The sequence below is a fragment of the Pseudomonas sp. TWR1-1-3 genome (assembly GCF_049896805.1).
Lineage (GTDB): Bacteria > Pseudomonadota > Gammaproteobacteria > Pseudomonadales > Pseudomonadaceae > Aquipseudomonas > Aquipseudomonas bubulae.
In genome coordinates, this window is record NZ_JAFCUZ010000001.1 from 1170350 (window position 1) to 1188659 (window position 18310).

Consider the following 18310-nt stretch of genomic DNA (forward strand, 5'->3'; position numbering starts at 1 on the left):
GCCAACACACGTTCACATGACTGACGGTGTGTGCTTCAGTCCGTCGACTGCATCCCGTATTTGCCGCACCCGATCTGTAACAGACATGTCCCCTTCAAGCTTTAAGACCGTACAGGTAAGCGCAGATAGCCATTCCTGATGCCTGGCCAGGCTACGTCCAGGGACGCCCCCCTCATCGTACTGAGCTGCCCAAGCCAGAAACTCCGGCTTTGCTTGACCGAAGCGTTTTACCTCTCGACGTTCTAGCCTCTCCAATCTGAGTTCAACCGGAAGATAAAGGAACACCACAAGATCAAATTCGCTCTCAAGCGGTTGACCCCAGCCCATTACTGATCCGGCAACCACTGCACGGTCATGAGAGCGCATTTCATGTAGCAAGCGCTCTCCTCGTAGCGTTTTGTCTGCCAGATGCAGATAGGGCGGGTTACTGGGCAGCCACAAAAAATCATCTGCTTCCAGGTGAGTTGCGCTCAGATCCTTAGCTAAAGCATCCGCCAAAGTCGTGGTGCCGGTACCTGCCGCGCCTGTGATCAAGATGTAACGTGCCGTCTCTTTTGTCATTTCGTTTCAGCCACTCTAAAACTTTGCCATCTCCGATAACTTAACAGTGCCCCACTGATGTGGCAGCCGAGCAAGAACGTCCTCGAGACATCGAGCCAGTGGTGGCCAGCGCCTGCAAATGTGGGTCGGTTAGCTACGACCTGACTTTGAACGTCGCTATGCACCAAATGACGTGCGGGCAGTCATCAAATCTCTAGAGCCCTGCAATCAGATCCTGTTTTGTCAACTGAGCAAGCCTGGGCGAGCACTTGGTAACGACTCTGTACAAATCCGTTATCAGACGCTGAGGAGTCAATCAGGCTTAAATTTAGCTCGCCACCCAACTGGCTGAACAAAGGAATTCCTTTGCCCAACAACACTGGAATGCGCGTAATAGTGATCTCGTTGATCAATCCCGCAGCGAGGAAAGCCTGGATGGTCTGACCTCCGTCAATATAGAGATGCTTCAGACCTTGAGCCGCGAGCTGCGCCACGATAAGTAGCGGATCGCCGGCCAATACATCGACATGATCTCGCAGCTCTGGTGGTAGCACTACCTCCCCACGTGAGAGCACCACGACTCGCGTGTTCTCATAGGGCCACTCAGGGAAGGACAACACCTTGTCCAGCGTCTTGCGCCCCATAACCAGTGCATCGACTGTCGTCATGAACTCATCATAAGTGAGCCCCCTTAGTACAGGGCACTCGTACTCAGGCCGATGGAGCCACTCAATATTTCCATCTGGCCTGGCAATGAAGCCGTCAACACTTGCTGCGATAAAGACCGAACATTTTGTATCCATGGTCAGAGGAGCTCCTTTTTTGGCGGTGTTTATAGCATGCCCTCAAGCCCGAAGATCACAGGTCGCGTCATGATTGAAAAGATGTAGATGCTCGATGGCCGCTCTTGGTCGAGCGCTGCCTGTGACCAATAGCGTCAATACATCGAAGGACTCAGACGACTTTACCCCCCGACCGCAAAACTTGTATCAGTTGCTCGGCGGCGAGGGTTTCGACGGTGCCTTCACGGGTGCCTGCGCCGAAAACAGCGCAACAGGCCGATGTGTCGCCGTCGCAGATACGGTAAACGGCAATGACGCTGCCAGGCCCGCACCCTGTGTGTCCGCAAAGGGTAAAACCACCGTCGATCGAACCCCGCATTAAACCCAGGCCGTATCCCGGTGTAATCCATGGGCGTCCTGGAATCGAACCACCCAATGCCTTTGCTATCTGCATGTCCTGGAGCAAGCCTGTGGGGAGCAGATGCCCAGCGAAAAGTCGGTCGAGGAAGAGTGCGGCTTGCGAAATGGGGCCGATTAACAAGCCGTGATACACCCAGCCGGGGTCATAATTTGATGTATTTCCAAGGTGGGTATCTTGTAAGTCTGCTGGCGTTTTAGCGAAGCGAACCCTCGAGAGCCCCAAAGGCGTCAGTGCGTATCGACCCACTGCCTCTTCAAGCGACAAGTCAGTCAGCTGTTCAATTAGCTGGCCTATGAGAAGGTAACCCACATTGGAATAGCGCCATCCAGTTCCGGGGGTATATCGAAGCCGAGCGCCATCAAGACGCTGCATCATTTCGTCTGCTGACCATGCAGCCTCATGGTTGGCAACGGCGGCGTGATAATCTGCAAGTTCACCATAATCGGCGAGCCCTGCCTCATGCCTAAGCAGTTGGCGCAACGTGAATGGCTGATCAGGTATCGGGGTGTCCAGTCCGATCCGCCCATCACGTACTAATGACAGGGCGGTTACAGCCAGGATGGTCTTCGTAAAGCTCCACCAGGGCACCACCAGTTCTGATTGATCCGACGTTGGTTGCTGACCATTTGATACCAGTGAACTCAGCATTGACTTCCTTGTATTGTTGGGCAGCTTGTCAGCTACCTAGGGAGGCTCCGATCAACTTGCCGCGATTTTAGAAAAGTACCCAATATACCCAGAGATCAATAACGCGCCTGCCGCCAACCAGGCGCGTGCTGCATCAGTGCATCGCCACACCGTCCAGCGATTTATCGACATACGCCCTGGCCAGCTCCACCAGATGCATGACCGACAACACCCGGTCGCGCGCGAGCCCGCACAAACCATCCCCCGCCTCACTCGCCGAAGCAACCGCACAGCGCAACAAGTCTGACGCTTGGGCCAAAGCCGCTTCTGAATTGACACTGTCCGGGATGGCAAATATAGCCGTGCTTATGGGGCGAGCAGGCTTATGGTCGTGCAGGTAATAATCGAGCGCACGCCTGACGGCCGCACGGTCCAGCGACTGTGAATCGCACTGTTCAGCATCTTGCAGGATCAATGAGGGGGGATCGGGGACAATTTTTTTCATACCGTTAACTCCTGGCTTCTAAGAGGAGCTGTCACTTATCGCGACCAAACGAATGGGTGGCAGCCGTACGCAGGTTAGTCGACCGGAGAAACCAGGAACCCGGCGCGCCCGAAGGCGCCCTGCGCACGGCCACCAAAAACCGGAGGCAAAAAAACGCCTCTCTGAGGTGGCGCTGTGCGCCTGATTTCACTACGGGCGACTAAACCCGATCGCTGATTTTGCAGCGATGGGCCGAGACTATTCCCCGATTTGAGCAGGCGCAAGCGAACGGGATTCTCTCGGATGATTCGCGAGATGGAAAGCGAAACGTCGTACGAAACGGCTGATAACAAGCCTTATTAACCTGACCGTAGCCTACCGCCTGCGGCTAATGACCAGCCACCCAACGCGGCACAATGCTGCCTTGACGAGACCATCGCAGGGGAATTACCTTGCACTCGAGGACTGCAACTGCGCATTCGTCGGGACTGGGTACCCGTTTTATCCCCACCGCATTTTGGCAGCAGAGAAAACTGGTTTCTCTGAAGTAGTGACGATCAGCCTGCTGATCGGATTCTGAACCCAGGGCATCCGTGCCGGGAGCTAAAGAATCGCTGCGACTACTCCTCCACTACACCTAAAAGGCGTCCTCTGGACGCCTTTTTTATTTCAGCGCGAGCTATATTTGCGCACGAATGACCTGCCCAACCAGTGTCCCGCTCGCTTTACGCTTTGGATACCGCGTCACAATGTAGTAACCAAAGCCACTGCGCTCCTCCCGAGGTTCCAATACTAAAGACCCTGCTGGTGTTTTCATGACTGTCAGCCGATGATTGCCACGGATATCTCGAGCCTCGCAATATATCGGCGCGTTGTGCACGATCATGTTCGCAATATGTTGGGTTACTTGATCAATGCAGGTGATGATCGAGCAGGTTAGTGTGGCATGTTCAGTGGAAGTCGGAATGGCTGCTTGTTACCAAGTAATTCGCAATACCAGAGTGTTGCCACTGGCAGGGTGTGAACGGCAAACACGCGGTGGATCGGGAGTGGGCGCGGATACAATTGGTAACGGACTGACGGGTTTGCTGGCAACAGCCTAATCACATAAGCTATCAAGCATGAACACACACCACTTGGAGGCAGTCATGGCCACCACCCATAAAGTCGAAAAGCCGCGTAAAAAGGTCATCAGCCACGAGCTGACTTACCTCGACGTGCGCAAAGCCGCCCGTGACGGGCAAAAGGCATTCGATGCATTCGTTCTTACCGGCAAACTACCTGTAGCCCCCACTACTGACAAGTAGGTTCTGATGCCTGCTGTCAAAGTCTCGACACTTTTCAAAACGCTGGATGATTGGGAAAATTACGCCGCACACTTTTATAACTATAAAGTGTGCGATGACTTGCCCGGCATTTTCGGCCGCGATGAAAGACTCGATCTGGCAAGCATCTGGCATATCCACCTGGCCAACACGCTGGATATCCAGCACCTATGGGCCAGACAGAAAAGCCAGTACTACCGCACCACCCGCCTCAATGACCCAGACAACGATATATGGCTTATCTATGCCCATGATGAGTATCGGGATGAGTACCTGTTGCTGACGATTGTGGGCCCCGACGCTCATAACCGAAAGGAGTGGGGTTCTTATCTGCGCACTATCCATAACCAGATTGTCGAGCCCTGGCTGGTTGGCAAGCTGGTTTATCCGGACATTGATGAGTAGCGGGCGGGTCTGAAGGTCGCTGGAGCCGGGCGGGTCCAGTTCCACCTCCCGCTTGCGAACCCAGGCTTGGGCGGCCTGTTTTCGGGCGAAGGGCTGGCTCTCTTGGTAGACTTGCACCCCTTCACACTTCACACGGATCTGCGCGGTATAACGTACCGTGCCGTCGGCGAGTTTTCTGGATCTGATCGTTGCCATAGTAAAAGTGGTACACGTCAGTTTTGAGGTGGTAAATTTTACCTCCGACCTTAAAAAAACGCCCTTTTACCCCCTAAAAACGCTGCAAAAACGTAGAGCACAATGGTACAGAATATTGCTTCAAAGCCAGTAAACACAGGGGCTGCGCTGTCTCGGCGGTTTTCTGTTGCGCCCATGATGGACTGGACAGATCGCCACTGTCGGTTTTTTCTGCGTCTGCTATCCAAAAACGCCTTGCTGTACACCGAAATGGTCACTACGGGTGCGCTGATCAATGGTGATGCCGAGCGCTTCTTGCGTCATGACGCGTCTGAGCATCCGCTGGCCTTGCAACTGGGAGGGAGTGTTCCGGCTGACTTGGCCGTTTGCGCACGCATGGCTCAGGATGCAGGGTATGACGAGGTGAACCTGAATGTCGGCTGCCCCAGCGATCGGGTGCAGAACAATATGATCGGCGCCTGCCTGATGGCGCATCCGACGCTGGTGGCCGATTGTGTCAAGGCCATGCGCGATGCGGTCGCTATCCCTGTCACGGTCAAGCATCGTATCGGCATCAACGGCCGCGATAGCTATGCACAACTGTGCGATTTCGTCGGTACGGTTCGTGATGCCGGCTGCACCAGTTTCACCGTGCATGCGCGTATTGCCATTCTCGAAGGGCTGTCGCCTAAAGAAAACCGCGATATCCCGCCTCTGCGCTATGACGTTGCCGCGCAGTTGAAAACCGATTTCCCTGAACTGGAGATCATTCTCAACGGCGGGATCAAGACCCTCGAGCAATGCCAGGAACATTTACAGGTGTTTGATGGTGTGATGCTCGGTCGCGAGGCCTATCACAACCCGTATATTCTGGCCGAGGTCGATCAACGTCTGTTTGGCAGTTCTGCCCCTGTCATTTCGCGGGTAGAGGCGCTCACGCTGTTGCGGCCTTATATCGCAGCGCATATAGCCGCGGGTGGTTCAATGCACCATATCACGCGTCATATTTTGGGGCTGGGCCAGGGGTTCCCTGGCGCCAGGCGCTTTCGTCAACTGCTGTCGGTGGATATCCATAAGGCCAAGGACCCGTTGGCATTACTGGATCAGGCCGCAGAACTGCTGGTAGGCCGCTGAAACCAGCGCAATAGCGCCGGCGCAAGGTACACAAAGGCCTGCATGAGACTTCTCATGCAGGCCTTTGTTTTTTTGCACCACTATTGCGTTACTTCGACACAGGCATAACTGTCGGCATTGTCGATATCGCCCTTGCCCGCGTAACGGGCGGCCTGCGGCCAGGCACATAGCGGGCGGGTGCGCACAACCTTGCCGTCTTCAATTTTCGAAGCGACGATGCGCTGCGGTGCTACGCCGTGCTCCACCCAATTGTCGATAATAGCCAACTTGTCAAAGGTGTCGCAGCCCGCACCGCCGTAACAATGGCCCATGCCCGGGATCAGAAACAGCCGGGCCGAAGCCCGGGCCGCCTTGCCCGAATCGCGCAGCAGTGACTGGTAGTAGTCGATCAGCTCCTGGCCGTTATGAAAATCGTTCCAGCCCACATAAAGCAGTAGCTTTGCCCCCCGGTCGAAAAATGCCGTGAGGTTGGAGTCAACGTGCAACAAGGGCCCGAGCCTGTTCACAGCCTCATTCACGGTCTTGTCCCAGTCCATGGTCGTCCAGTCCCAGTCCGGATCCTGGAAAGCCGCGTACTTGAACAGGTCCAGGGCCACCGGGAACGCTTGGCCATCGACAAAATCACCGAGCAGGTTTTCATTGCCCTTGGCCACGCCAGGAAAGATCACTTCCCCGGTACGCGGGTTGATCGGCCCTCGATAGAGCTGCTTCATCAGCTCTACCTGCCCCGCCGTCAGGCAGTCGGCTGTCTCGGTGCCTTTGCACTGCAATTGTTCTGGCTCAAAATCGCAATGCTGCGGGTCGTCGATAAACCCCTGCTTGAGGCCAATGGGCGTGGCGCAGGCCTTGAGCGCCGCCTTGCTGACCATCTCGAGCTTGGCCTTGGTCATGTTCACATCGCGGTGGCGACCGAGCAACCAGCCGGGCCAGAGCTGGGCGGCATTGAACTTGACCAGCGGGTTGGGCGGCGCACCGGCGACGATACCATCGTAGTCATCGGGAAAGCGCCTGGCTTCGATCAGACCTTCAAGGCCGCCCAGCGAACAGCCTATCCAGTACGCCCGGCTGGCGGGTTTACCGTAATAGGCCTTGATCAGTTCCTTGGCATGTACCGTCATCAAGTGATCGGCGCGCCAGGCATAATCGATCAGTTTTTCCGGGTGGCCCAGGGCGAACTGCCCGCCCTTGCCTTCTTCAGTACTGCTGTCGTGTCCGGTATCGGTCGCTGCCGTGGCGTAGCCCTGCTCAAGCCCGGCGAGCATGGCCGGGTACATCATCGCTCCGCCCCAGCCAAAACTGCCGACACCCAGTAACTTGCCGTTCCAGCCATTGAGCGGTAACCAGACTTCGATCTTGATATCTGAATCGCTGCTGGGCCTGAGTGTGGCAGCAACCCTGCAAAAGGCCGGGTTTGGCCCGACTGCGGGGCGCCCTGCCGGGTTCATGCCGGAGAAACTCGCCAATCGGGTCAGCGGGTTTTGCGGCATTGGGTACTGCCCGGGGGCAATGGCCTCGGCCACGGTGATGGTCGCATCGGGCAAGGCCCTGACGGCCAAGGCGCTGCAGGTGTCTTCGGCATGGGCTTGCGCTGCCATAGCCAGGGCCAGCAAGCTGACGGCTGCGTACCGGAGAAACGGGCGTAGTGCTGAACATGGGTGATTAATTTGCATATCCCTGCCTTCGGATCACGCTCAAGAACAGACGCTGCGCGGTGGGTGCACTACCACGACCTTAGTTGCAGGATAAAGAAGGTCAAGGTGCAACTGGCTGTTTCAAGCTGACTGATGATCCGTGTAGCGCCCGCAACTGCTCGGCGTGCGAAGCCGCACAGCGGGCCGACCTCCAGATCACTCCCGCGTGCAAGGCCGCAGGCACCCCATGGCCATGGCCACCAGGCTATCGAGCAGTGCCCTGGATTCAAGCTGGTCTGGCATGTCTTCCAGTACCGAGCGGATAACACTGCGCAGCCCCTGCCCGAGCAGGTAAGCGGCCATGGCCGGGTGTTGGGTGGATATTTCATCCTCATACAACTGCAGCAGCGGCAACCAGGTCGCTTCGATAAATTCCCCGGTGGTGGTGTATGGCCCGCGCCACATGCCCAGATGCAAGGCCGAGTGATAGCGCAAATGAAACACCTTGTTCAGCCTGAACAAGCGTGTTTCGACGCGAATGATGTTGGCCAGAATTTGTTCCAACGCCGACTTCAGGGGCACGCCAATCAACTTTTCCCGCACCTTCAGCAGCTGCTCGGACTCTTCGTCGAGCACACGCTCGTACAGCAAAGCCACGATGGCGTCCTTGCTGGGAAAATACTGGTAGATCGAGCCGACCGCGACACCAGATACCTCGGCGATGCGGGCGACCGTCAGCGCCGCCTCTCCTGCTTCATCCAGAATCTGCAGGCAGGCTTGCTCAACAGCATCGACCAGTGCCCGTGAGCGGGATTGCACCGGCCGCTTGCGCAGCGCAGGCATCAGACCCTTTGTATTGTCATCGGCTGGCTTGCTCATGGGAACCCGAGCGGAGTATTTACTGCTGTTCTTAATTTCAGATATTTTCCTTTTATATCAGTAGGTTAAATACACAATCAGATGCCTGCAGAATGCGAATATCTCAACCCTGATGACGTCAGTATGATCTTTGGAGACGCTCGGACATCGTCCAAACGTGTAGTGATACGCCCTCTATAAGATCGGATATTTCAGCCTGCCGGGAGATTGCCCATGCCTTCACCACTCACACTCCAGCCCCTTGGCCCACACCTGGGCGCCGAAGTGCTTGACCTGGATCCTGCCACTGTTTTTCAGCCGCAAACCCTGGCGGCACTGGAAGCTGCGCTGGTCAAACATGAAGCCCTGGTACTGCACGCCCCATGGCTACAGCCAGAACAACACCTGGCCATTGCACGATATTTCGGCGAGCCCGAAGTTCACACGTTCTATCCCAACCTGGGCGCAGGCTTTGAACAGATCACCGTGATCGACTCCAGGCTGGGTGACCGGGCGGATATGTGGCACCACGACGAGAGCTTCCTGCCCGACCCGCCGATTGTCACCATGACCCACGCCCAGATCCTTCCCCCCTGTGGCGGCGATACATGCTGGATCAGCATGACCACGGCCTATGACAGCCTGTCCGGGCGTATGCAGCACTACCTCGACGGGCTCAGCGCCTGGCACGACATGAACGGGCCCATGACGGCAGCGCTGCGCCAGAGCGTCGTCAGCCATGAGCGCTATGCCGAGGTCGTGCAGATGAACCGCCGCCACCTGCACCCGCTGGTGATCCAGCACCCGGTGTCCGGTCGCAAAGCCCTGTATCTGAGCCCGACCTACACCACCCATATCGAAGGTATGGCCCCCTCTGAAAGCGACGCGATCCTGGACTATCTCCACGCGCACTGCCAGCACGTGCAATTCGGGTTTCGCCATCGCTGGCGTGTCGGTGACATGGTGCTCTGGGACAACCGAAGCGTGTTGCACAACGCCATTCTGGACTACCAACCCCATCAACGGCGCATGCAGCGCACCTCGGTATTCGCCCGCGAACCCTTGCAGGCGTGAGTTCTGAAGGAACATTCACGGATCACAACCGCTGCAGAGGAGCACACCAGAATGATGAACGATGAACTTAATCACGACCTCCTGGCCCGCTACATTCCCAGGCCAGGCCGGTATGCACTGTTGCCCGAACTGACTGCGCACCAACGCGTGGCGCTGCTGTGCCGGGTGCTGTATCGAGAGGGTTATAACGACCATATTGCCGGTCATGTCACCGTCAAGCAGGACGATGGCACCTATTTGGCCAACCCCTGGGAGCTCACCTGGGGCGAAGTAACCGCCTCGGACATCCTGCGCCTCGACCAGACCGGCAAGGTCATCGAAGGCGAATGGAACATCACCCCGGCGATCAACCTGCATATGGATTTACATGCCGCGCGCCATGATGTTGAGGTGGTCATCCATAACCACCCGCGCTGGGCAGGCGTCTGGTCAGCCGCGGGGCGCATCCCGCCGGTTTACGACCAGACCTCCGCCCTGGTTGATAGCGACCCGGTGCTCTACGACGAATATCGCGGTACCGTCGAGGACACCGTCCTCGGCCGCGCCGTAGTGACGGCACTGGGAGCCCAGAAATGGGCCATGCTCGCCAACCACGGTGTGCTAGTGGTCGCCAATGGCATTCGCCAGGCCCATTTGCGCGCGATCACACTGGAGTGGCGCAGCCGCCTGGCCTGGCATGTCGAGGCACTCGGTGGCGGCGCGCCGCTTCCTGCCCATGTCGCCCTCGCCACTGGAGAGCGCACCGATGCCAACGGTTTCCCGTTTCTGTGGGAAGCCATGGCACGGGAAGAAATCCGTCGCGACCCGACTGTTCTGGAGTAATTAACCCCGCAAATTATGGAATTCAACTCCGCAATGTTTGGAATCCAGGACCGATTATCCGGGATCAATATCACCGTATATTGACCCGGACTGGCGCCACGCAGCGCCCCACACCGGAGGTCCCTGCCCTATGAGTATTCTGTTTTCTCCATACACCTTGTCGGGAATGGAACTGAACAATCGTGTCGTGATGGCGCCCATGACCCGTGCCCGCGCCTTGAACGATATTCCTGACGAGTTGACGGTTCTTTACTACCGCCAGCGTGCAAGCGCCGGCCTGATCATCAGCGAAGGTGTGCCGGTTTCCATCCAGGGCCGCGGCTATCTGTTCAACCCCGGCCTTTATAATCAGGAACAAGTGGAAGGCTGGAAGCACGTCACCCGGGCCGTGCATGAGGACGGCGGCAAGATCTTCGCCCAGCTCTGGCATGTCGGCCGGGTATCCCACACCACGCTGCAACCGGACGGCGGTGCGCCGGTGTCATCCAGCAACAAGGTGGCGGCCAACTCAATGACCTATGCCTATGACGAGCACGGTCAACCGGGCCCGATCCAGGCCAGCCAGCCGCGCGCGCTGTCGACCGAAGAAGTCGGGACGATCAAAAATGACTTTGTTCAGGCTGCCCGCCGGGCTGTCGAGGCGGGGTTTGACGGGGTCGAAATTCATGGCGCCAACGGCTACCTGTTCGAGCAGTTTATCAATCCGTGTGTAAACGATCGTACCGACCGTTATGGCGGCTCAATCGAAAACCGCATTCGCCTGCTGCTGGAAACCATTGATGCGGTTGCCGACGCCATTGGGCGTGGCAAGGTTGGCGTGCGTATCTCGCCGTTTGGCCGCCTGTTCGACATGGCGCCGTTTGATGACGAAGCCCAGACCTGGGTCGCGGTGGCTCACGCCATTCATCAACGCGACATTGCCTACGTGCACTTGAGCGATCAATTAACCATTGGCGCCGAGCGCATGCCCGAAGGCTTTGCGCAGACTTTTCGCGAGTCGTATCAAGGCACACTGATTGCCGCTGGCGGCTTTGATCGCGAGTCGGCGCAAGCCGCACTGGAATCAGGCGCCCTGGACCTGGTCGCGTTTGGGCGGCCTTTTATTGCCAACCCGGATCTGGTGGAGCGGATGAAAAATAACTGGCCGATTGCAACCCCGGACCGCGCCACGTTCTACGGCAACAGCGGCGAAAAAGGCTATGTCGATTACCCCTTCCACTCGCCGAACCTGTAACGGTATTCAGCTGCAGCGCTTCACGTCATGGAGCTTGAGGCGCTGCATTCATGAACCCTGGGGGTTGGGCACGCCCTGATCCGGGCGAAAAATCCCGGCATCGCGTCGGGCCAGTGCCAGCAGTTCATCGACGACCATTCTGATCTTGGGCTGTATGTAGCGAGTGCGTGGCCAGATCACGTGAATAGGCATCTCGGCACCGGCATATTGCTCAAGTACGGGCACCAGCAACCCCTGCTGGATAGGCGTCTGCACCAGCCAGGTGGGCAGTTGGGCCAGGCCGCCCCCGGCCAGTGTCATGTCCAGCAACATTTCACCGTCTCCCATCTCATGCTTGACCCGCACGTCGTGCTCGTTGGTCTGCCCCTTTTCATCCACCAGCATCCAGCTTTTGCGAGTGCCGTTGCGCCAGCCGACAATGCAGTCATGCTGCAGGAGATCAGCCGGTGCCTGGGGCGTGCCATGCCTGTGCAGGTATTCGCGGGTCGCGCAAATCAACAGGCTCTGGCTGCCCAGCCTGCGGGCCACTATTTCAGCGTCATCCTTCAATGAACCGATTCGGACCACAAGATCGATACCCTCATTGACGATATCCACCAGCCGCTCACTGAAGCTGATGGAGAGATCGAGCTGCTGGTATCGCACCGCCATATCGATCAAGGTCGGCAAAATATGTCGGCGACCAAAGGCCGCCGGCAGATCGATCCGCAACCGACCGACAGGTTCCTGTTGGCCGGTGGTCAAAAAGCCCTGGGTCTCGGCCAGTTCATCCATTACCCGCAGGCAGCTGGCCAGATAGGCCTCACCCTCGCTGGTGAGGTTCAGGCGCCGGGTGGTGCGATGCAAAAGCTTGACGCCAAGGCGCGCCTCCAGGCGAGTCACGCTCTTGCCAACGGCGGAACTGGTCACGCCAAGCTCCAGGGCTGCCGCTGTAAAGCTCAGTGACTGGGCCGCAGACACAAACTCACGAATACCGTCAAATGGGTTGCCCGTCATTGTGGCGTCCAAGGCTAAAGTTTAAGGATCTGCAGCTGAACAATAGCAAAACCATGCAGTAATAGAGGGGTAAAACCCCGGGGCTTACCTTCTGCACAAACAAAAATGCGCCCTGGATAAAGGCGCATCGCTCATGCTCAATCCTCGGAGCCGGCCCTGGATCAGGCTGCACGCTCAGGCCAGACCACTTCAAGGCGGGTATGGGTGATACGCCACTCGCCATCGATACGCCGGTACGTGTCGGCGTACAGCCCGAGCAACAGCAGCGGGTTCGGATCGGGCTTGGATGCGGTCTCGAAATCAATCAGGTAGCAACGCCCTTGCGCGGTATCGGGCCCGGTCAACTTGATCCAGTGGTTGGCGATCGCATGCAGAAACGGATAACTGCCCTGGTGGTCGCGATCGAAGAGTTTGAAGGCATCATTGAGGCCACTGCGGATGGCATCTATACCCGTCATTTTGCCGACCGTAACCTCCACCACCGCATCTGCCGAGAACACTTCGTCAAGGGCGTCGATAGTGTTGCTGTCCAGGTGATGTGCATAGAGGGTTCTGAGATTGCGAATCTCTTCGCGATCAAGCAACGCTTTGAGTTTGGTATCCATAACCTGTGACCTCTGTAGTGACTGGCTTGCCTGTGAAGGCGCTGGCCTGCTCAGGACAATCAGCTCCTGACCTGTAAAACCTCTACTTTAGTCATGTTCCAGCACAAGATAATCACCCATAAATTCCAAACATTCTGGAATCACAGGATCAAATTCTTTCTCTTTCACTCAACTGGCCGCGTTTTGAAGGGCTCGTTCACCAGCCTGCTCATCGTTAGCAAGCGTCTGGCACAGATCCAGCAACTGGCATTGCAGCAATTTGCCCGCATGGCTCAGACCGTTTTGCCCATACAACGCCAGAAATACCCCCTGGATATCCGGCAGGCCGCTGCCGGCATCAATCACCCTGTGTTCCGGGCTGATCACCCGCAACGGCAACAAGCTGATACCCAGGCCCGCCGCCACGGCGGCGCAGACACTGGCCAGACTTGCGCTGGAGTAGTTGATGCGCCAGCGCCATCCCCCCACTTCAAGGTGATGGAGCATTTCATTGCGGTACAAACCGCCCACCGGAAACGCCACCAGCGGCAAGGGCTCGCGCCCCAGTGCGGGCGTTGAACGGCTGTCGACCCAACACATGGGTTCGGGCCAGCAAGCCAGGCAATCATCGCCCTGCCCCATCTGCTTGACCAATAACAGGTCGAATTCATCCTGGCGATAAAGCCGCATCAGTTCAGGCCCCAACCCACTGGTGACTTCCAGGCGCACTCCCGGGTGCTCCAGGCCGAACCGCGAAAGGATCGGCATCAAGCGCTCGGCAGCAAAGTCTTCAGGCACGCCGAGGCGCAACACCCCCTCACTGGCCTGGTTGAACAGCACATCGCGGGCTTCCTGATCAAGCGCCAGAATGCGCCGCGCATAGGCCAGCAGGCGCTCACCTTCAGGGGTGGCAATCACCCGGCGCTGTTCGCGGTCGAGCAGCTTGCAGCCAAGGCTGTCCTCCAGACGGCGGATCTGCTGGCTGACCGTCGACTGGGTGAGATGCAGACGCTGCGCCGCCCGGGTGAAATTGGCGCAGTCCACCACCGCGACAAAACTGCGTAACAGTATGGGATCAAGCATCCGCCTCACCATTCACATTGCCACTTAAAGGCATGGCTATATTTAATTTCAGAATACCTGATGCGCTGACCATACTGGCTTTTCACGGGATGTAAAAGAGGGCTCAACCATGGGCAGCCTGACACGCAAATGCGGCCTGCTGACGGTCGCGCTGTTGATAATGGGAGCGGTGATGGCAAGCGACAAGACACTCCTCAATGCCGTCAGCGACGGCGAACTGGACAGGGTCCAGCAACTGATCAGTGAAGGCACGGACCTCAACGTACAGGCGCTGGATGGCAGCAGCGCGCTGCTGCTGGCAACCCGATCGAACCAGATCGAAATCGCCCGGGCCTTGATCCAGGCCGGGGCCGACGTCAACCAGAAGAACCTGATGCGTGACAGCCCCTATCTGTTGGCAGGCGCCAGTGGGCGTAACGAAATCCTGCAAATGACCCTGGCCCACGGTGCCGATCTGCAGAGTACCAACCGCTATGGCGGCACCGCCCTGATCCCGGCATGCGAGCGCGGACATGTTGAAACGGTACGCCTGCTGATCGCAGCAGGGGTTGATCTGAACCATGTCAATCGCCTGGGCTGGACCTGCCTGATGGAAGCCATCGTGCTCTCCGACGGCGGCCCGGCGCATCAGCAGATCATCACCCAGCTGATCAATGCCGGTGCCGACCTGAACCTGCCGGACAGCGACGGCCACACCCCCCTGCAACAAGCGCAGCAGCGCGGCCAGGGCGTGACCGCACAATTGCTGCGTGATGCCGGCGCGCACTGAATCACACCCTGGAGTTGTTATGCATAGCGATGAGTTTTACCTGCAACGCGCCGTGGCCCTGGCCGCCAGCAACGTTGCCGGCGGTGGCCGGCCTTTTGCTGCGCTACTGGTCAAAGACGACCAGGTGATCGTTGAGGCCGTCAACACCCTCCATATCAGCCAGGATCCGACTGCACACGCAGAACTCTTGGCCATACGGGCTGCCAGCCAGCAACTGGGCCCGCGCCTGGAGGGTTGCGTGATCTATGCCAGTGGCCAGCCTTGCCCCATGTGCCTGAGTGCCATGCACCTGTGTGGCGTAACCCGAGTGGTGTATGCCGCCAGCAACCCGCAGGGGGAACCCTTCGGGCTGTCTACGGCAGCTATTTATCAGCAACTGGCGCTGCCGTTGAGCGAACAGAAACTGGCGATACAACACATACCCCAACCGGCCATGGTCGAGATCTATAGTGACTGGAAAGCCTGCCATGAGCCTGGATAAACACCCTGCGCGGGTGTTCGCCAATTGGGCATTGCTGGTGGTGCTGGGGCTTAACCTGCGTCCGCTGCTCAGCTCCATCAGCCCGCTGTTGCTTGAGATCCGTCATGACACGGGCATGAGTTTCCAGAGCAGTGCCTGGCTGACCAGCCTGCCAGTGATCTGCATGGGTCTGGTGGCCTTGCTCGGCGTACGCCTGCAGGCAGGCCTGGGTGAGCGCCGTGGCGTGGCCCTGGGCTTGTCGATGATCCTGGGCGCCTGCCTGTGGCGCTTGTCTGCCGATCAGGCAGAAACCCTGATGGCCACGGCCTTGTTGGGCGGTGCCGGGGTTGCGCTGATCCAGGTGCTGGTTCCGGCGCTGATCAAGCGCCAGTTTGCGCAGCGGGTTGCGCTGGCTTTAGGGGTGTACTCCGCCTCCCTTATGGCCGGCGGCGGCCTGGCTGCACTCGTCAGCCCGCTGGTGGCCGGCCATTTTGGCCATTGGCAGGCCGGACTGGGGATTTGGCTTGCGCCTGCTCTGGTCGCACTGGTGCTGTGGGGCTTATTGCCCTTTGCCAGCGGTGCCCGAACGGCGGGCGAGCCAGCCATGCGCCCGTGGCGCAACCGGCGCGCGTGGTTACTGGCGCTGTACTTCGGCCTCGTCAACTGTGGCTATATGAGCATGGTGGCGTGGTTGCCCGCCTACTATTTGCAGATGGGCTGGAGTGCAGCACAAAGCGGCTCGCTTCTGGCGTTCATGACCATTTTTCAGGTACTGGCTGCGCTGGTGATGCCTGCGCTGGCCCACCGCAGCACGGACAGGCGCCCGCTCTTGGCGGTCAGCCTGGGAGCGCAGGCACTGGGCTATAGCGGACTGGTCATGTGGCCGCTGGAATCGCCGTATGTGTGGGTGGCCTTGATTGGTTTTGGCCTGGGTGCCTGTTTCGCCCTGAGCCTGATCCTGACCCTGGACCATTGCCGCAAACCCAGCGAAGCCGCTCAGCTTGCAGGGTTCGTGCAAGGCGCGGGATTTCTTGTCAATGCGGTATCGCCATGGCTGACGGGTTGGCTTCGCGAACTTACGGGGAGTTTTGTTACTGCCTGGTGGGTTCTGGTTGTGGCGGTTGTTGCAATGCTGCTACTGACGCGGATTTTCAGCCCGCAGAGTAATATACGCTGTGGCGGAATCATTCAAGCAGCTGCCTGAAATGCAATCAAAACGAGGATCTGTCGTCACAATAGTTTTTGCTGGATTTACAATTACAGACTGGATAGCATTTTGCGTCCATCCTCGTTTACCCATTTGACCGGCAATTTTTTGACTCGATTGCTATAGATATTCCTTTTGCACCAACTTATTAGCGCAGCCGAGTCGACACCATTATTGAAACCACCACGTCATTCCTAAAAGTTACTGTGACCTTTGATATGTTTCCCCTACTGTCTTGCATGGATATTTTTCGGAAGATAGGTAGGAATATGCAGTTTAGCCGACTTCGTCTCACCTAAACTCTAACAAGCACAAACTCCATAAAAATACCACCACCCCTTATGCCCACAATAATTATCCGACTCGCCTCTATGGATTTCACAGCAAAGCATACTTCATTTAATGACGCGGAAAAGTCAACAATACAATCCATATCTGGAATTCTTTTGCCCCCCTTAATTTTAAAACCCTCAACACCAAGAACTACTATGTTGTTTTTTTTGCAGTAATCGACCAGCCTGATTGCATCATCAACATCAAACAAAGGAGTCCCACACCACACCAATGTAGGAGTGATAGGTAAATCTTCTACGGACACTTCAACTGTAATCAGTCCCATTCCGCCCACCCCCCGCTTACTCATTTGATCGGCAATCTTTGGTTCAATCGTAATTAAAACTCCTTTTGCACCAACACCCGCAGCAGCCCTACCAGTCGCCACTTTGGCATGCATTACGCATAATCTAAACCCTTAGCTTATGCAGTGAAATTTTACTATCTGAAAATTTGAACACACCTTTTGTAACTGACAGACACTCATCAGACTCAGTCACGCTAAGATCGGAGCCTCCAAAATCAAAATAAACTCCAATACAGCCTTCATCTATATCACTTACCCCATACTCATATACAGACAATATTTTCAACCCCAGGCACTTACTGACTCCACTTAGTGACTAAATCGGATACGCAAACTCATCATTTATCTCAGACACCTCAAGCAATTCCAGATCTGAATCCAGCTTTAAAAAACTTTACACTCCCTCGCTAACTGTTAATGAGATCCAGCCAGAATCAGATAACTAAAAAAGCATCAAGAACTCACAAGCCAGATTGCCGCCTATAAAAATGAGCAAAATCTGACATCGCGCAACACCTCATTGATCAGCACCAGCATCATGCCCTCCACACTAAGCATCCTTTGTTATCGCTTTAGCAGCTTTAGTCAAGCCTTCCTTGTTGATTGGTTCACCTGCCGCTGCGATCAGTTCGTTGCTAGTGCGTCCACCGAAATTCTGGAGTGCAATTGCAGATCCTTTTGCACCAACTAATCTTCGACAATTACATTTACCCCACCCCCCTTGATAGCTACTCGCCCCCAGTCACCAGCCAGTTTATAACCACCACCACAACAAACAAAACTGTCTATATTCCCATAATCGAAATCGCCCGAAGCATCTGCATATACCGCAAAACTCCTATCAAGCCATTCGAAATAGTCCACATTTAGAAAGCGCAACAAAATCTTCCTGTAGCAATACATCTCTCCTTCTTGTGGTTTTTTATATTTCGGATGGTTTTCAGTAAGAACTGCTTCCAGCTCAAAGACTAGAGAGCCCTCGGCCTCACGAACAGACAAAACATAGCTATCTTCGAGGTAAATATTTGAAAGTGAAGGAATTCCATAATAATCCATAGCT

The 18310-nt window shown here is 56.5% G+C and carries 21 protein-coding genes and 1 pseudogene; 9 read left to right on the forward strand and 13 right to left on the reverse strand.

Going from position 1 to position 18310, the window contains the following annotated elements; all coding sequences use genetic code 11:
• Positions 1-12: 12 nt before the first annotated feature.
• The 4 genes from ACP7BE_RS05175 to ACP7BE_RS05190 form a co-directional block, all read right to left on the reverse strand.
• A complete protein-coding gene (locus ACP7BE_RS05175) occupies positions 13-561 on the reverse strand; it encodes an AAA family ATPase (protein ID WP_426105010.1) in 549 nt (182 codons plus the stop codon).
• A 185-nt stretch (positions 562-746) separates the two neighbouring features.
• Positions 747-1343, reverse strand: coding sequence for a dihydrofolate reductase family protein (locus tag ACP7BE_RS05180; RefSeq protein WP_426105012.1), 597 nt, complete (start codon positions 1341-1343; stop codon positions 747-749).
• Between the two features lie 151 nt (positions 1344-1494).
• Entirely contained in the window at positions 1495-2391 is an 897-nt protein-coding gene (locus ACP7BE_RS05185) for a serine hydrolase domain-containing protein (protein WP_426105014.1), read from the reverse strand.
• A 133-nt stretch (positions 2392-2524) separates the two neighbouring features.
• Entirely contained in the window at positions 2525-2875 is a 351-nt protein-coding gene (locus ACP7BE_RS05190; protein WP_426105016.1) for a DUF6124 family protein, read from the reverse strand.
• Positions 2876-4002: 1127 nt separating this feature from the next.
• On the opposite strand from ACP7BE_RS05190, the gene ACP7BE_RS05195 reads away from it, so the two are divergent.
• Together ACP7BE_RS05195 and ACP7BE_RS05200 are read left to right on the forward strand one after the other, a co-directional pair.
• Positions 4003-4161 carry a hypothetical protein gene (locus ACP7BE_RS05195; RefSeq protein ID WP_176464966.1) on the forward strand — a complete coding sequence of 53 codons (159 nt, stop codon included), beginning with the start codon at positions 4003-4005 and terminating at the stop codon, positions 4159-4161.
• A 6-nt stretch (positions 4162-4167) separates the two neighbouring features.
• On the forward strand, positions 4168-4584 hold the full coding sequence (locus ACP7BE_RS05200; RefSeq protein ID WP_095023311.1) for a type II toxin-antitoxin system YafO family toxin: 417 nt from the start codon (positions 4168-4170) through the stop codon (positions 4582-4584).
• A 3-nt stretch (positions 4585-4587) separates the two neighbouring features.
• Here the strand turns inward: ACP7BE_RS05200 and ACP7BE_RS05205 are convergent.
• A pseudogene (locus ACP7BE_RS05205) lies at positions 4588-4779 on the reverse strand (site-specific integrase); the annotation flags it as partial.
• Positions 4780-4881: 102 nt separating this feature from the next.
• Here ACP7BE_RS05205 and dusA point away from each other — a divergent pair.
• Positions 4882-5892 carry a tRNA dihydrouridine(20/20a) synthase DusA gene (gene dusA, locus ACP7BE_RS05210; RefSeq protein ID WP_095023310.1) on the forward strand — a complete coding sequence of 337 codons (1011 nt, stop codon included), beginning with the start codon at positions 4882-4884 and terminating at the stop codon, positions 5890-5892.
• Between the two features lie 80 nt (positions 5893-5972).
• Here the strand turns inward: dusA and ACP7BE_RS05215 are convergent, their stop codons facing one another.
• Positions 5973-7562: a tannase/feruloyl esterase family alpha/beta hydrolase gene (locus ACP7BE_RS05215; protein WP_426105019.1), complete on the reverse strand. Its 1590-nt coding sequence runs from the start codon at positions 7560-7562 to the stop codon at positions 5973-5975.
• A 177-nt stretch (positions 7563-7739) separates the two neighbouring features.
• Complete coding sequence (locus ACP7BE_RS05220; RefSeq protein WP_095000039.1) at positions 7740-8402, reverse strand: TetR/AcrR family transcriptional regulator; 663 nt, start codon at positions 8400-8402, stop codon at positions 7740-7742.
• Positions 8403-8615: 213 nt separating this feature from the next.
• Here ACP7BE_RS05220 and ACP7BE_RS05225 point away from each other — a divergent pair, with 213 nt between their 5' ends.
• From ACP7BE_RS05225 to ACP7BE_RS05235, 3 genes are all read left to right on the forward strand, one after another.
• On the forward strand, positions 8616-9455 hold the full coding sequence (locus ACP7BE_RS05225; RefSeq protein WP_095021135.1) for a TauD/TfdA dioxygenase family protein: 840 nt from the start codon (positions 8616-8618) through the stop codon (positions 9453-9455).
• Between the two features lie 51 nt (positions 9456-9506).
• Positions 9507-10277, forward strand: coding sequence for a class II aldolase/adducin family protein (locus ACP7BE_RS05230; protein ID WP_095021136.1), 771 nt, complete (start codon positions 9507-9509; stop codon positions 10275-10277).
• A gap of 130 nt (positions 10278-10407) precedes the next feature.
• Positions 10408-11511, forward strand: coding sequence for an alkene reductase (locus tag ACP7BE_RS05235; protein WP_095026179.1), 1104 nt, complete (start codon positions 10408-10410; stop codon positions 11509-11511).
• Positions 11512-11559: 48 nt separating this feature from the next.
• Here ACP7BE_RS05235 and ACP7BE_RS05240 read toward each other — a convergent pair whose 3' ends face one another.
• The 3 genes from ACP7BE_RS05240 to ACP7BE_RS05250 all read right to left on the reverse strand — a co-directional run bounded on the left by ACP7BE_RS05240 (position 11560) and on the right by ACP7BE_RS05250 (position 14174).
• Positions 11560-12507, reverse strand: coding sequence for a LysR family transcriptional regulator (locus ACP7BE_RS05240; protein ID WP_153326635.1), 948 nt, complete (start codon positions 12505-12507; stop codon positions 11560-11562).
• A gap of 161 nt (positions 12508-12668) precedes the next feature.
• The gene (locus ACP7BE_RS05245; RefSeq protein ID WP_095000034.1) at positions 12669-13112 is read right to left on the reverse strand and encodes a nuclear transport factor 2 family protein; all 444 of its coding nucleotides are present in this window, start codon (positions 13110-13112) and stop codon (positions 12669-12671) included.
• A 168-nt stretch (positions 13113-13280) separates the two neighbouring features.
• Positions 13281-14174, reverse strand: coding sequence for a LysR family transcriptional regulator (locus ACP7BE_RS05250; RefSeq protein WP_095000033.1), 894 nt, complete (start codon positions 14172-14174; stop codon positions 13281-13283).
• 109 nt (positions 14175-14283) lie between these two features.
• Here ACP7BE_RS05250 and ACP7BE_RS05255 point away from each other — a divergent pair, with 109 nt between their 5' ends.
• The 3 genes from ACP7BE_RS05255 to ACP7BE_RS05265 are packed head-to-tail and all read left to right on the forward strand — an operon-like array spanning position 14284 to position 16607.
• Complete coding sequence (locus ACP7BE_RS05255; protein WP_095000032.1) at positions 14284-14943, forward strand: ankyrin repeat domain-containing protein; 660 nt, start codon at positions 14284-14286, stop codon at positions 14941-14943.
• A gap of 19 nt (positions 14944-14962) precedes the next feature.
• Positions 14963-15424, forward strand: coding sequence for a nucleoside deaminase (locus tag ACP7BE_RS05260; RefSeq protein ID WP_095000031.1), 462 nt, complete (start codon positions 14963-14965; stop codon positions 15422-15424).
• On the forward strand, positions 15411-16607 hold the full coding sequence (locus ACP7BE_RS05265) for a CynX/NimT family MFS transporter (protein WP_095018460.1): 1197 nt from the start codon (positions 15411-15413) through the stop codon (positions 16605-16607). Before ACP7BE_RS05260 ends, ACP7BE_RS05265 begins: the two co-directional genes overlap by 14 nt.
• Here ACP7BE_RS05265 and ACP7BE_RS05270 read toward each other — a convergent pair.
• The 3 genes from ACP7BE_RS05270 to ACP7BE_RS05280 form a co-directional block, all read right to left on the reverse strand.
• A complete protein-coding gene (locus ACP7BE_RS05270) occupies positions 16539-16703 on the reverse strand; it encodes a colicin E5-related ribonuclease (RefSeq protein ID WP_426105025.1) in 165 nt (54 codons plus the stop codon). The two genes, ACP7BE_RS05265 and ACP7BE_RS05270, sit on opposite strands and share 69 nt — an antisense overlap.
• Before the next feature lie 202 nt (positions 16704-16905).
• Positions 16906-17343, reverse strand: coding sequence for a hypothetical protein (locus tag ACP7BE_RS05275; protein WP_426105027.1), 438 nt, complete (start codon positions 17341-17343; stop codon positions 16906-16908).
• Positions 17344-17937: 594 nt separating this feature from the next.
• Positions 17938-18306, reverse strand: coding sequence for a hypothetical protein (locus tag ACP7BE_RS05280; RefSeq protein WP_426105029.1), 369 nt, complete (start codon positions 18304-18306; stop codon positions 17938-17940).
• Positions 18307-18310: the final 4 nt, after the last annotated feature.

Coding starts and splice junctions, on each gene's coding strand:
- ACP7BE_RS05175 (WP_426105010.1), bottom strand. CDS start 561: ATGACAAAAGAGACGGCACGTTACATCTTGATCACAGGCGCGGCAGGT.
- ACP7BE_RS05180 (WP_426105012.1), bottom strand. CDS start 1,343: ATGGATACAAAATGTTCGGTCTTTATCGCAGCAAGTGTTGACGGCTTC.
- ACP7BE_RS05185 (WP_426105014.1), bottom strand. CDS start 2,391: ATGCTGAGTTCACTGGTATCAAATGGTCAGCAACCAACGTCGGATCAA.
- ACP7BE_RS05190 (WP_426105016.1), bottom strand. CDS start 2,875: ATGAAAAAAATTGTCCCCGATCCCCCCTCATTGATCCTGCAAGATGCT.
- ACP7BE_RS05195 (WP_176464966.1), top strand. CDS start 4,003: ATGGCCACCACCCATAAAGTCGAAAAGCCGCGTAAAAAGGTCATCAGC.
- ACP7BE_RS05200 (WP_095023311.1), top strand. CDS start 4,168: ATGCCTGCTGTCAAAGTCTCGACACTTTTCAAAACGCTGGATGATTGG.
- dusA (WP_095023310.1), top strand. CDS start 4,882: ATGGTACAGAATATTGCTTCAAAGCCAGTAAACACAGGGGCTGCGCTG.
- ACP7BE_RS05215 (WP_426105019.1), bottom strand. CDS start 7,562: ATGCAAATTAATCACCCATGTTCAGCACTACGCCCGTTTCTCCGGTAC.
- ACP7BE_RS05220 (WP_095000039.1), bottom strand. CDS start 8,402: ATGAGCAAGCCAGCCGATGACAATACAAAGGGTCTGATGCCTGCGCTG.
- ACP7BE_RS05225 (WP_095021135.1), top strand. CDS start 8,616: ATGCCTTCACCACTCACACTCCAGCCCCTTGGCCCACACCTGGGCGCC.
- ACP7BE_RS05230 (WP_095021136.1), top strand. CDS start 9,507: ATGATGAACGATGAACTTAATCACGACCTCCTGGCCCGCTACATTCCC.
- ACP7BE_RS05235 (WP_095026179.1), top strand. CDS start 10,408: ATGAGTATTCTGTTTTCTCCATACACCTTGTCGGGAATGGAACTGAAC.
- ACP7BE_RS05240 (WP_153326635.1), bottom strand. CDS start 12,507: ATGACGGGCAACCCATTTGACGGTATTCGTGAGTTTGTGTCTGCGGCC.
- ACP7BE_RS05245 (WP_095000034.1), bottom strand. CDS start 13,112: ATGGATACCAAACTCAAAGCGTTGCTTGATCGCGAAGAGATTCGCAAT.
- ACP7BE_RS05250 (WP_095000033.1), bottom strand. CDS start 14,174: ATGCTTGATCCCATACTGTTACGCAGTTTTGTCGCGGTGGTGGACTGC.
- ACP7BE_RS05255 (WP_095000032.1), top strand. CDS start 14,284: ATGGGCAGCCTGACACGCAAATGCGGCCTGCTGACGGTCGCGCTGTTG.
- ACP7BE_RS05260 (WP_095000031.1), top strand. CDS start 14,963: ATGCATAGCGATGAGTTTTACCTGCAACGCGCCGTGGCCCTGGCCGCC.
- ACP7BE_RS05265 (WP_095018460.1), top strand. CDS start 15,411: ATGAGCCTGGATAAACACCCTGCGCGGGTGTTCGCCAATTGGGCATTG.
- ACP7BE_RS05270 (WP_426105025.1), bottom strand. CDS start 16,703: ATGGGTAAACGAGGATGGACGCAAAATGCTATCCAGTCTGTAATTGTA.
- ACP7BE_RS05275 (WP_426105027.1), bottom strand. CDS start 17,343: ATGCATGCCAAAGTGGCGACTGGTAGGGCTGCTGCGGGTGTTGGTGCA.
- ACP7BE_RS05280 (WP_426105029.1), bottom strand. CDS start 18,306: ATGGATTATTATGGAATTCCTTCACTTTCAAATATTTACCTCGAAGAT.